This is a genomic window from Methanofollis ethanolicus, assembly GCF_001571385.1.
Lineage (GTDB): Archaea > Halobacteriota > Methanomicrobia > Methanomicrobiales > Methanofollaceae > Methanofollis > Methanofollis ethanolicus.
Genome location: NZ_BCNW01000001.1, coordinates 2,092,350 through 2,104,870, shown reverse-complemented (window position 1 = coordinate 2,104,870; position 12,521 = coordinate 2,092,350). Strand labels below are relative to the sequence as shown.

The 12,521-nt window shown below is 63.1% G+C and carries 10 protein-coding genes; 6 read left to right on the top strand and 4 right to left on the bottom strand.

Annotated features, from left to right (window positions below; genetic code table 11):
* Positions 1–135: 135 nt before the first annotated feature.
* The 6 genes from MEFOE_RS10200 to MEFOE_RS10175 all read left to right on the top strand — a co-directional run bounded on the left by MEFOE_RS10200 (position 136) and on the right by MEFOE_RS10175 (position 4,779).
* Positions 136–642 carry an FKBP-type peptidyl-prolyl cis-trans isomerase gene (locus tag MEFOE_RS10200; protein WP_160329534.1) on the top strand — a complete coding sequence of 169 codons (507 nt, stop codon included), beginning with the start codon at positions 136–138 and terminating at the stop codon, positions 640–642.
* Positions 639–1,268 carry a class I SAM-dependent methyltransferase gene (locus MEFOE_RS10195; protein WP_067051762.1) on the top strand — a complete coding sequence of 210 codons (630 nt, stop codon included), beginning with the start codon at positions 639–641 and terminating at the stop codon, positions 1,266–1,268. Before MEFOE_RS10200 ends, MEFOE_RS10195 begins: the two co-directional genes overlap by 4 nt.
* An 80-nt stretch (positions 1,269–1,348) precedes the next feature.
* On the top strand, positions 1,349–1,708 hold the full coding sequence (locus MEFOE_RS10190) for an STAS domain-containing protein (RefSeq protein WP_067051760.1): 360 nt from the start codon (positions 1,349–1,351) through the stop codon (positions 1,706–1,708).
* On the top strand, positions 1,708–3,069 hold the full coding sequence (locus MEFOE_RS10185; protein WP_067051758.1) for a PP2C family protein-serine/threonine phosphatase: 1,362 nt from the start codon (positions 1,708–1,710) through the stop codon (positions 3,067–3,069). The genes MEFOE_RS10190 and MEFOE_RS10185 overlap by 1 nt, the downstream gene beginning before the upstream one ends.
* Positions 3,070–3,071: 2 nt before the next feature.
* Positions 3,072–3,479, top strand: coding sequence for an ATP-binding protein (locus MEFOE_RS10180; RefSeq protein ID WP_067053195.1), 408 nt, complete (start codon positions 3,072–3,074; stop codon positions 3,477–3,479).
* Positions 3,480–3,492: 13 nt separating this feature from the next.
* Positions 3,493–4,779, top strand: coding sequence for an STAS domain-containing protein (locus MEFOE_RS10175; protein WP_067051756.1), 1,287 nt, complete (start codon positions 3,493–3,495; stop codon positions 4,777–4,779).
* Positions 4,780–5,203: 424 nt separating this feature from the next.
* Here MEFOE_RS10175 and MEFOE_RS10170 read toward each other — a convergent pair whose 3' ends face one another.
* The 4 genes from MEFOE_RS10170 to uvrA form a co-directional block, all read right to left on the bottom strand.
* Positions 5,204–5,629, bottom strand: coding sequence for a fasciclin domain-containing protein (locus tag MEFOE_RS10170; RefSeq protein WP_067051754.1), 426 nt, complete (start codon positions 5,627–5,629; stop codon positions 5,204–5,206).
* Positions 5,630–6,154: 525 nt separating this feature from the next.
* Complete coding sequence (gene uvrB, locus MEFOE_RS10165; RefSeq protein WP_067051752.1) at positions 6,155–8,086, bottom strand: excinuclease ABC subunit UvrB; 1,932 nt, start codon at positions 8,084–8,086, stop codon at positions 6,155–6,157.
* On the bottom strand, positions 8,083–9,633 hold the full coding sequence (gene uvrC, locus MEFOE_RS10160; protein ID WP_067051750.1) for an excinuclease ABC subunit UvrC: 1,551 nt from the start codon (positions 9,631–9,633) through the stop codon (positions 8,083–8,085). The genes uvrB and uvrC overlap by 4 nt, the downstream gene beginning before the upstream one ends.
* Positions 9,630–12,431 (bottom strand): excinuclease ABC subunit UvrA, encoded by a 2,802-nt coding sequence (gene uvrA / locus MEFOE_RS10155; protein ID WP_067051748.1) that lies wholly within the window; start codon positions 12,429–12,431, stop codon positions 9,630–9,632. Before uvrA ends, uvrC begins: the two co-directional genes overlap by 4 nt.
* Positions 12,432–12,521: the final 90 nt, after the last annotated feature.

Here is a 12,521-nt window from a genome sequence, read left to right as displayed (position 1 = left end):
GGAAGGCAGAGGATCAGCACGCACCATCAACCTCTGCAGGAGGTTTTCTACAGAGCCCTTTTTTTATAATTTTTTCCCGGACCGGGGATGGCCTCATAATCCTTCGGCGCCAACAGAAGGGGGATGAGATCGAAGATGATCATTCCGGCAGCCTGTCTTCTCCTTGCGGCCCTGATGCTGGTCGCGGGATGCACGGGTACGGCCGAAAAGCCGAGGGCCGCTCCGGGCGACAACGTCTCTGTCGACTATACGGTTTCATTCCTGAACGGGACGGTCTATGAATCCTCGGTCGGCCGCGCCCCCCTCACCTTCACCCTCGGGAAAGGGAAGGTGATCGCCGGTTTCGATAAGGCCGTCACCGGCCTTGCCGTGAACGAGTCGGTGAACGTGACAATCCCGGTGGAAGAGGCGTATGGTGAGTACAACTCTACGCTTGTCATTATCGTGCCCCGGGAAAGTCTTCCGGCCGATACAGGCATGGGCCAGAGGTTCGTCTTCCCGAATATCGACAGTAAACATGTTTACACAGTTACTGCCGTGAACGAGACCACTCTCATGCTCGACGGGAACCATCCCCTTGCCGGCAACGACCTCAGGTTCTCGATCACGCTCCTCTCCCTGCAGAAAGCCGCTGCGGCATGACCGCCTCATTCCGTGACCCCGGCGCGTGGGAGAGGGACTATCTCCAGAGGGGACGCATCTGGGGAGGCGCGGCCTGCGACCTCCCCGCAATTCCCCCCTGTTCACGCGTCCTCGAAATCGGGTGCGGCAACGGGAAGACCTATACCTCCCTCTCGGGGAAAGGTGTCTCCGTCGTCGGTCTCGACATCTCCCCCTCGGCTGTCGCGCTCTGCCGCCGTGCTTCCGGGGAGGGAGCGCCCCTTCTTATCGCCGACGCCCGTGCCCTCCCCTTCAGGGACCAGATATTCGACGCGGTCTGTGCCTTCCATGTGGCCGGACACCTGAAAGCGGCAGGTCGGGAGGATGTCGCCGGCGAGATTGCACGGGTGCTGAAAGGCGGCGGTAAACTCTATTTCCGGGACTTCTCAGAGCGGGACATGCGGTGCGGGAAGGGGACCGGGGTCGAGGCCGGCACCTTCCTCCGCGGCGAAGGGATCCTCACCCACTATTTTTCGGAGTCCGAAGCCTGCACTCTCTTCTCGGCGCTGCACCCCTGTGCGCTGGAGACCTGCACATGGCCCCTGAGAGTGAGGGGCAAGGACCTCCCGCGTGCCGAGGTCGTTGCGGTCTTTGAAAAGCAGGGATAGATCTCCTGTTTTCCTGCATTTCTCTAACCTGGACAGACACGCAAAAAAACAATCTACTTATGCTATCAGGAGAGACGCCAATGACAATGGAAAGTTCCTCAAATACCGGCGTCCGTGTGATGGCCGGGTGTGCAGTCGTTTCGGTAGCAGGAAGGATCGACGCATCCTCCTGCGGGGGTCTGGAATCGACCCTTTCCCATCTTGTCGAGCAGGGGGAGAGAAGCATCATCGTCGATATGACCGACCTCACGTACACCAGCAGTTCAGGCCTCCGGGTGCTCCTGACAGCGTACAAACAGGTGAAGAAGATGGACGGAGTTTTCTCGATCGCGGGACTCTGTCCGTTTGTCCGGGAGATATTTGAAATATCGGGATTTTTACGGATATTCCCCGCATATGACAGCGTGGAGGACGCCCTGAACCGGCAGGGACGTGACTGATGATGCCGGCGGTGGCGGACTTCATCGTCCTCTTCCAGATGATCTGCGTCATCGTCGTCGCAGCATACTTCATCACCAGGCGTGAACCATTCACCGAGGCGCTGGAGCGTCGTCTCTCTCCGCGGAGCACCCTCCTCCTCGTCCTCTTCTTCGGTGCGCTCTCGGTGTACGGCACTCTCAGCGGCGTTGCAGTCCTCGGCTCCCCGATCAATGTCCGCGACCTCGGGCCGATGGTCGCCGGCCTCTTCTGCGGCCCTGTGGTCGGCCTCGGCGCCGGGATCATCGGCGGCCTCTTCAGGTTGCAGATGGGCGGGTTTACCGCTCTCCCCTGTGCGATCGCCACCGTCCTCGCCGGTTTCTTCGGGGGCGCCATCTGGTGGGTCCACCGCAACGGCCCTGTCCCGGTCAGGACCGCCGTCGCCTTTGCCGTCGGCATGGAAATCTTCCACATGGGCCTTGTCCTCCTCCTCTGCACACCCTTCGCCACCGCATGGGAGGTGGTGAGGCAGGTGTGTATCCCGATGATCCTGGCGAACGCTGCCGGCATGTTCATCTTCGCGCTCCTGGTCTCGAACCTCGTCACGGAAAGGCGGACAAAGGCCGAGAGGGATGCCTACCATGGCGAACTCGAAAGGAAGAAGGCCGAGATGCAGATCGCCGCCGATATCCAGCACACCTTCCTGCCGAAGGCCATCCCGCCACTAAAAGGGTTCGACCTTGCGGCTGTGAGTTGCCCTGCGCGGGAGGTGGGCGGCGACTTCTACGACGCCATCCGCCTGCAGAACGGGACGACCGGCCTTGTGATCGCGGATGTCTCGGGCAAGAGCGTCCCCGCGGCGCTGTACATGGCACTCTCCCGGACGATCATCAGGGCGATGGCCGGGTGGCACCCCCGCGTCTCGCGTACCCTTGCCGATACGAACGCGATGATCCTCTCCCAGTCAGACTCGGGGATGTTCGTCACCCTCTTTTACGGTGTTCTCGACGAGGAGAAACGCATGCTCACCTATGCAAATGCCGGGCACAACCCCCCACTCCTCCTCAGGGCAGGTTCGGATGAGTTCGTCAGGCTGATGCCGACCGGCATCGCCCTCGGGGCCGTCGACGAGATGGAATACGGGGAGGAGACGGTCGGAATCGGCCCCGGCGACATGCTCGTCCTGTACACCGACGGGGTGACCGAGGCGATCAATGCCGGGACAGAGGAGTTCGGCGAGACGCGGCTGAAGGAGACGGCCCTTGGCCTGCGGGACAGGCCTGCCCACGAGGTCATCCGCGGTGTCAGGGACGCGGTCCTCGGCTTCGCCGGTGAAGAACCGCAGTTCGACGACATCACACTGATGGTGCTGAAGGGGGTGTGAGGGTGGAGGAATGGACTATCACCGCCGGTCTTGCGTCCCTCCCCGGCGCCCTCGACCGCGTCGCCGCCGCCCTCCAGCGCCTGGGTGCTCCCGCAAAGGCTGTTCAGGAGGTCGAACTCGCCGTCGACGAGGCGGTGACGAACATCATCCTCTACGGATATGGGGATGCAGGAGGGCGGATCTCCCTCTCCTGCGAAAAGACGGAAAAGGGGGTGGTCGTCGAGATCAGGGACGCGGCCCCGGCCTTCGACCCGACGGCGGCATCCGCACCCAATCTGGAGGGCGGGGCCGATGAACGTCCGATCGGGGGCCTCGGCATCCACCTGATGCGGAAGATGACCGACGCCGTCCTGTACGAACACAGGGAAGGTGAGAATGTTCTTCGCCTGGTGAAACATTTTGAGAGATAAGGAGACGGAAATTATGGAGATGACTGCAGAGAGATGTGACGGTATCCTCATCATCGAGGTGGGGGGGAGGCTCGACGGCTATGCGGCCGAAGAGGTTAAGAGAGGGATTGCCACCTCCCTCAGGGACGACGACCGCTCGGTCGTCATCGACCTTGCCGGCCTCGCGTACCTGAGCAGCGCCGGGATCAGGGTCTTTCTCGGCCTGCAGAAGGAACTGAAGGTGCGGGGAGGGGGCCTTGCGATCTGCAATGTAGGGGAGTACCCCCTGCAGGTCCTTGCCATGGCCGGTTTCGACCGGGTCTTCACCCTCTTCCCCTCGCGGGCCGCTGCCCTTGCGGCGTCTTTCCGCCGGGAGGACTCTCTCTCCCTCATCGCCGACCTTGCAGCCCCTCCGGTCGAGTATGAGGGGGCGAAGTTCAGGTTCGAGCCCGGGTCCTGGACACCTGCGTCTCTGCGGGTGAAGGGCAGCATCGACGACCTCCTCCATGCCCGCATCAGGGAAGAGGGCGTTAGTGCCGAGACATTCTCCGATATCAGATATTCCCTCGGCCTTGGCGCTCTCGGCAGCAGCCTCCTCGACGCGATGCCATTCCTCGGGGAGATGGTCACCCTCCAGGGCTCGATGACCTGGCTCCCGTCGGACGGCCACAACACCCCCGACTTCTTCGTGCCTGCACGGGTCGGCGGGGAGGTGAGGGCCTACACCGCCTTCAATGTAGCCCTTGACGGACAGTTCAACGAGTTCGCCACCGTCGAGGCGGAGGAGGGGATCACCCTCGAGGCACTGTACCGTGCCGTCTTCGCCCATGCACGAGAGCGGAAGGTCGGGGCGGGCGTCGTGGCCGTCGCTCTCTGGGGCGTGACGGGAGGTGTCCTGGGTTCAGGGATCAGGAAGGCCCCGCTCGCACGGGACGCACCGGCACGGGGCGGTTCGATCTTTGACCCTGAGAATGTCGGCGACTGGATCGAGGCCTCTGAAGAACCGAAATACGCGGGAGATAGCATCGTCGCCTTCGGCATCGGCCTGGACCCTTCGGCAGATCTCTCCTCCTGCGACGCCGGGGCTATCGCCTCTCTCTCCGGCCATCCCCGCGGTGAGGGAGATAACGGTCTCATCCTCCACACCCACGGCGTCGTCTTCAGGAAGGTGCCCTGGGACCTCCAGACCCCCCTCGAGAAAGGCATCGACCGGTGCCTTGCAGAGGGTGAGTTCGTGGACATGCGCCATCTCCTCGACGGGACCAGGATCCTCAGGGCCCACCTGGGGATCGCGTACATTTCGTCGATCACGCGGGGATAAAGGGGCGGTGCCTCTCCGCCGGACCATCCCCTTTGTCCAGATCTCCCCTGAGATCCGCGCCTGCCGTTCTCCGTGATATCTTTTGTTCGGGACGAACGGCTTTGTAGAAATCCTCCTCCATCGGTTGATAGTGCGTGCTGATCCTCTGCCTTCCCGTTCGCCGGGGGACTTTTGCCCCCGGACCCCCGCGCGAGGATTGGTCCCGGGAAGAAAGGGTCGGAGTCCTGGAGGCGGCGGCCATCCCTCCCCCTATCGTAATGGCAGGGGGTATGGGAGGGCGACCGACGGGAATCGAGAAAAACGTAGTTTTTCGAGCGGCAGCCCCCCCGGACCAGGCACTTCTGAACAGAATTTTTCCCATCACGTCAGGAAGTACTTTCCCGCAAGGGTTTCTACAGAGCCGGACGAACGGCAAAAAAAGGTGTTACTTTGGTATCAGCACCGAGTCGATGACATGACAGACGCCGTTCGAGCAGACGATGTCGGCCTTGATCACGCTGACGTCGTTGATCCGCACGCCCCTGCTCGTGTCGACCGAGAGGTCGGAGCCCTGCAGTGTTTTGAGAGAACTCATCTTCGAGACGTCGGCGGCCATGTGCTTCCCCGAGATCACGTGGTACTTCAGGATGTCGGCGAGTTTCGCTTTATCCTGCATGAGGCTGTCAAGGGTCTCCTTCGAGACCTTTGCAAACGCTGCGTCGTTCGGGGCAAAGACTGTGTACGGCCCCGGACTGCTCAATGTCTCGACAAGGCCAGCGGCCTTCACCGCCGCAACGAGAGTGTTGAACTCTCCCGATGCGACCGCTGTCTCGACGATATTTTTCTGGATCTGCACGCTTTCCTGTTGCATATTTCCACTCTCCTACAGAACCCCCTATGGAGACTTACAATATTTAATCATATTCTGCAGGATCAATAATTGTGTTTTACAATTAGATTATAGTGATCAACAAAGAAAGAGCGTAAAATTGGCATATAATAATTTATGCACATTAATATATCCCAAAACTCTCGTTTACTCCCCCCCATCTCTGCATGCAGGGATCGGGAGAGAATATCATGATCGGGTCGATATCTTCCTGAATTCCCTGAAGAATCGTGCGAAACCACCGCCGTCCCCCAGGTCTCTGCCGGGGGACTGACGCCCCCGGACCCCCGAAACAGGATGGGGTCGGGGAAGAGAGAGATCCTGATGAAGGAGATTGCCATCCACCCCCTATTGCAATGATGGGGGCCGGGGGGTGAAACCCCCCGGACAAGATGCCGATCCACTGCCGTCCTCACAATCTGAACCGGAAGACTAACGCCCCAGATCCCGAGTGAGAACCGCCCCCGGCAGAACCGAACACGAAGCCACGACGAGGGGAAACCCCCCTCACCTCTCCATCCCGGCCCGCAGTTCCTTCACCCGGTCGCGGAGGAGGATCGCCCTCTCGAAGTCGAGGTCCTCCGCGGCCCGGTACATCTGGGCCTCCAGTTCGATGACGAGGTTCGGGATCTCCGACTTCGGGAGGTGCTTCGTGTCGGTGAGGTCGATCTCCTTTGCCGGGACAGGTTTTGTGATCGTCTGCGGGACGATGCCGTGCGCCTCGTTGTAGACGACCTGCATCTGCCGCCGCCTGTCTGTCTCGGCAAGGGCGGTGCGAATCGAGTCGGTGGTTCGGTCGGCGTACAGCACCACGCGGGCGTTCACGTTCCTCGCCGCCCTGCCGATGGTCTGGATGAGGCTCCGTGCGTCCCTGAGGAAGCCCTCCTTGTCCGCGTCCAGGATGCCGACAAAACCGACCTCCGGGATGTCGAGGCCCTCGCGGAGGAGGTTGATCCCGACGAGGACGTCGAATGTGCCGAGGCGGAGCTGCCTGATGATCTCCGTCCTCTCCAGGGCGTTGATCTCGGAGTGGAGGTAGCGCGTCCTGATCCCCTGTTCGGCAAGATAGTCGGTCAGTTCCTCGGCAAGGCGCTTCGTGAGGGTGGTGACGAGCACCCTGTCGCCCCTCTCGATCGTCCGCCTGATCTCCTCCATCACGTCCTCCACCTGCCCCTCGAGCGGCCGCACCTCCACGACCGGGTCCACAAGGCCCGTCGGCCTGATGATCTGCTCGACGACCCCTGCCGAGTGCTTCAGTTCGTACTCGCCCGGCGTCGCCGAGACGAAGATGACGTTCTTCATATAGCCCTCGAACTCCGCGAACCTGAGGGGGCGGTTGTCGAAGGCAGAGGGGAGGCGGAACCCGTACTTCACCAGGGTCTCCTTCCGCGAGCGGTCGCCGCGGTACATCCCCCGCACCTGCGGCACCGTCTGGTGGGACTCGTCGATGACCATCAGGAAGTCGTCAGGGAAGTAGTCCAGGAGGCAGTACGGTTTCTCGCCCTCCTCCCTCCCGTCGAAGTGGCGGGAGTAGTTCTCTATCCCCTTGCAACTCCCGGTCTCCCTGATCATCTCGATGTCGAAGAGAGTCCGCTGCTTCAGGCGATGTGCCTCGATCATGTCGAGGGAGGGGAGAGTCTCGTCGAGTTCCTCCGCGATGGAGACGACCGCCCTCTCCCTCTCCTCCTCGGTGGCGACGAAGTGGCGGGCAGGATAGACATAGAAATACTCCATCGTCTCCTTCCGCCGCCCGGTCGTCCGGTCGATCTCAGAGATCCGGTCGACCTCGTCGCCGAAGAGTTCGACCCTGATGATGTCGTTGAAATAGCCGGGGACGATATCGATCACGTCGCCCTTCGCCCTGAACCGCCCCGGGGCGAGTTCGAGGTCGTTCCTCTCGTACAGGATGTCGACAAGTCTCTCCAGAAGGTCGGCCCGCCGCATCCTCTCCCCCCGCTTCAGTTCGAACCCCATGCCCTGGAAGTTCGCCGGGTTGCCGAGGCCGTAGATGCAGGAGACCGAGGCGACGATGATGGTGTCTGGCCGCGAGAGCACGGAGGCCGTGGCGGCAAGGCGCATCTGCTCGATCTTCGGGTTGATGGAGGCGTCCTTCTCGATATACTGGTCCTTTGCCGGGAGGTACGACTCCGGCTGGTAGTAGTCGTAGTACGAGACGAAGTACTCCACCCTGTTCTCCGGGAAAAATCCCGAGAACTCGTGGTACAGTTGCGCCGCCAGGGTTTTGTTGTGGGCGATGACCAGGGTCGGTTTCTGCGCCTCCTCGATGACGTTCGCGACCGTAAAGGTCTTCCCCGACCCGGTGACGCCGAGGAGGGTCTGGAAGCGTTCTCTCGCCGCAAGTCCGTCTGTCAGTCCCCGGATCGCATCGGGCTGCGACCCTGCCGGTTGAAAATCTGCGTGCAGTTTGAATTCGGTCATCCTTTCATCTCCTTCCTCCGCAACAGGCGGTTGTAGGTGATCGCGAAGCGGTGGGCCTCGTCCCTGATCTCCTGCACGAAGAGGGAGGCCTTCTCGTCCTTCCGGATCGGCAGGGGGTGGGGGAAACCGGGCACATAGATCTCCTCTTCACGTTTGGCGATCGCGATCACCGGCAGGCGCGTGCCGAGGCGCTTCAGCACGTCGAGGGCCGCGGCGAGTTGCCCCTTCCCGCCGTCGACGATCACCAGGTCGGGGAACTCCCCGCCCTCGTTGCGGATGCGGGCGTACCGGCGGCCGACCACCTCGGCAATGGAAGCGAAGTCGTCGATCCCCTCGACCGTCCTGATCCTGAAGCGCCGGTAGTTCCTCTTGTCGGGCCGCCCGCCCCGGAACTGCACCATCGACCCGACCATCGCCGTGCCGGCCAGGTGGGAGATGTCGAAGCACTCGATGACATTCGGCGGGTCTGGAAGGTGCAGGGCCTTCTGGAGGGCCTCCACTTTCATGGCGTCGCCGAAGAAGGCGATCTCAAGGTTCTTCTCCGCAAGGTCGAGGAGTTTCTTCTTGTCACCCTTCTGCGGCACCGTGACCTCGACCTTCGAGCCCCGGCGGCCCGCCAGGTAGTCGGCGAGAGGTTCGCCGATGCCTGCGGGGAGGACCACCTCCTTCGGCGGGGCGTGCTCGCCGTAGTACTGGACCAGGAACTCCTCGACGGCGTCGTCCGAGTCCTCGAAGACGTATTCCTGCTTGCCGGTGAGGGTGCCCATCTCGACATGGAAGAGGAGGAGGTAGAGGTTTCCGTCCTTCTCCAGGTAGGTGATGATGTCCTCGTCGTGGTCTCTCCGGCGCTCCACCCTCTGCCGCCCGGCGAGGTGCCTGACCGCCGCGATCTCGTCCCGCAGTTCAAGGGCCCGCTCGAACGCGAGGTCCTTCGACCTTTCCGCCATCTCCGCCTCCATGGCGGCGACGAGGTCCTTCCCCTGGCCGCGGAGCACTGCCCGCGCACGGTCGATCCGTGCGGCGTACTCCTCCTCCGTCACCGTCCTGATGCAGGGGGCCAGGCAGGTGCCGATGTGGTACCTGAGGCAGGGCCTCTTCGGGAGGCGCCGGCACGACCGCAGGCCGAAGGCCTTCTTCACGACCGAAAGCACGTAGTCCCGTTCCCGCGCCGAGACGAAGGGGCCGAAGTACTCGCCGTCGCCCCCTGCCCGGCGTGCGATCCCGATCCGCGGGAAGGCATCACCGGAAAGGTGGATGTAGGCATAGTTCTTGGCGTCCTTCAGGTCGATGTTGTACTTCGGCTGGTGCCTCTTGATCAGGGTGTTCTCCAGGATCAGGGCCTCGACCTCGTTCCCGGTGACGATGAAGTCGGCCGAGGCGATGTGCTCGACGAGTTTCTGCGTCTTGGCGTCGTGGCCGTGCTTCTGGAAGTAACTGGAGACCCGTCTCTTCAGGTTCTTCGCCTTGCCGACGTAGATCACGGTCCCCGCGGCGTCCAGATACAGGTAGCACCCCGGTTCCTCGGGGACGGCGGAGAGGTCGATCATCTCAGTATCCCGGCCAGGAACTGCCCGGTATAACTCTCCTTCACCCCTGCCACCTCCTCGGGGGTGCCTGTGGCGATCACCCTGCCGCCCGCGTCCCCGCCCTCGGGGCCGAGGTCGATGATGTGGTCGGCGCATTTGATCACGTCGAGATTGTGCTCGATCACCACGACGGTGTTCCCCTTCTCGACAAGATCGTCCAGGACGCCGATGAGCTTTTTCACGTCATGGAAGTGGAGACCGGTCGTCGGTTCGTCTAGGAGGTAGACGGTCCGGCCGGTCCCTCTCTTCGAGAGTTCGCGCGTCAGTTTGATCCGCTGGGCCTCGCCGCCCGAGAGGGTCGTCGAACTCTGCCCGAGTTTGATGTACCCGAGGCCGACCCGGCAGAGAGTTTCGAGTCTGTTCCTGATCGACGGGATGTTCTCGAAGAGCGCCGTCGCCTCCTCGACGGTCATGTCGAGGACGTCGGCGATGGACTTCCCCCGGTATTTCACCTCAAGGGTTTCGGCATTGAAGCGCTTCCCCTTGCACTCGTCGCACTCCACGTACACGTCAGGGAGGAAGTTCATCTCGATCTTAATGACGCCGTCGCCCTGGCAGGCCTCGCACCGCCCGCCCTTCACGTTGAAGGAGAAGCGGCCGGGTTTGTAGCCCCGCACCTTCGCCTCCTTCGTCTCCGCAAAGACCTTCCTGATCTCGTCGAAGACCTTCGTGTACGTTGCCGGGTTCGACCGCGGCGTCCTGCCGATGGGGCTCTGGTCGATGACGATCACCTTGTCCACGGGGGTGTCCGAGGCAAGGGTGGCGAAGGCGCCGGGCGTGACCCGCGAGCCCGAGACCTCCCGCGCAAGGGCCGGGTACAGGGTGTCGTAGACGAGGGTGGACTTGCCCGAGCCCGAGACGCCGGTGACGACGGTGAGGGTGCCGAGGGGGATGGCCGCGTCGATATTCTTCAGGTTGTTCTCCCGGCACCCGGTGATCCTGAGGTACGCGTCGCTCTGTCGCCGGTGCTCGGGCACCGGGATCGAGAGGGCGCCGGAGAGGTACTGACCGGTGAGGGACACCGGCGATGCCGCCACCTCGTCGGGCGTCCCTGCCGCGACGACCTCGCCGCCGTGCACCCCGGCGCCGGGGCCGATGTCCACCACATGGTCCGCCGCCCTGATCGTCTCCTCGTCGTGCTCGACGACGATGAGGGTGTTCCCCAGGTCGCGGAGTTTTTTGAGGGTCTCGATGAGCCTGCGGTTGTCGCGCTGGTGGAGGCCGATGGAGGGTTCGTCCAGCACGTACAGCACGCCTGTCAGGTTGGATCCGATCTGGGTGGCGAGACGGATGCGCTGGGCCTCGCCGCCCGAGAGGGTGCCGGCGCTGCGCGAGAGGGTGAGGTAGCCGAGGCCGACCTCTTCGAGGAAGGTGAGGCGGGCCCTGATCTCCTTCAGGATCTGGCGGGCGATCTCCGTCTCCCTGCCGGTGAGGGCGAGGTCGTCGAAGAACCGGATCGCCCCGGTGATCGGGAGGTCGGTGATGTCCACGATGTTCTTCCCGCCGACCTTCACGGCGAGCACCTTCTCCTTCAGCCTCCTGCCGCCGCACTTCGGGCAGGGCGAGACCCGCATGAACTTCTCCAGCTCCTCCCGGCGGTACTCCGACTGGGTCTGGTGGTACAGGCGTTCTGCCTGCGGAAGGAGGCCCTCCCAGGCGCCGGTGTGCGACCAGCTGGTGTCGCCTCCTTTTCCCTGCACCGAGAACCTCATCTGGTCGGGAGAGCCGTACATCAGGGCCTCGTACTGGCCCGGGGTGAGGTCCCTGACCGGCGTCAGCACCGAGAAACCGAAGTGGCGGGCGACCGCGGCGAGGTACTGCGCCCTGTAGCCGTCGACGTAGTTTTTGTATAGGGCGACGGCGCCGTCCGCGATGCTCAGCGAGGGGTCGGGGATGATGAGGGCCGGGTCGAAGTCCATCCTGATGCCGAGGCCGTTGCACTCCTCGCAGGCGCCGAAGGGGGAGTTGAAGGAGAACATCCGCGGCTGGAGTTCCTCGAAGGAGAGGCCGCAGACAGGACAGGCCATCTTTGCGGAGCAGGTCTCCTCGCGGCCGTCCTCACCGACGGCGATGACAAGGCCGTCGGACTTTGCGAGCGCACCCTCGACGGCTTCGACGAGACGGGAGCGCTCCGAGGGGTCGAGGCGGTCGACGACCACGTCGATGTCGTGCTTGACGTACCTCTCCAGGGGGTGCTCCTCGTCGGTCCGCACGATCTCGCCGTCGAGACGGACGCGGCCGAATCCTTCGGCGTCGAGGTCCTTGAGGAGTTGGCCGTACGTCCCCTTCTTCTGCCTGACGACCGGGGCGAGGACGGTCACCTGCCCGGCGAAACCGGCCGCGATGGCGTCGGCGATCGCCTCGGGCGAGCGCGACTCGATGCGCGTGCCGTGCTCGGGGCAGTAGGGCACGCCGATGCGGGCGTAGAGGAGGCGGAGGTAGTCGTAGATCTCGGTGACCGTGCCGACGGTGCTGCGCGGGTTCTTCGAGGTCGTCTTCTGCTCGATGGAGATGGCCGGGGAGAGGCCCTCGATGGCGTCGACGTCGGGTTTTTTCATCAGACCGAGGAACTGGCGGGCGTAGGCGGAGAGGGACTCCACGTACCGCCTCTGACCCTCGGCATAGATTGTGTCGAAGGCAAGGGTGGACTTGCCTGAGCCGGAGACGCCGGTGAGGACGACGAGGCGGTCGCGGGGGAGGGTGACGGTGATATCCCTGAGGTTGTGCTCCCTCGCGCCCCTGACGACGAGGTGTTTCATCACGCGAATACTCTGTCCTCACGCCTCATAGAGGTACAGGCGCGGGCAGTGAAAGTGAACGGGCCGGCGTGTCTTTATCAGGAGAGGGCC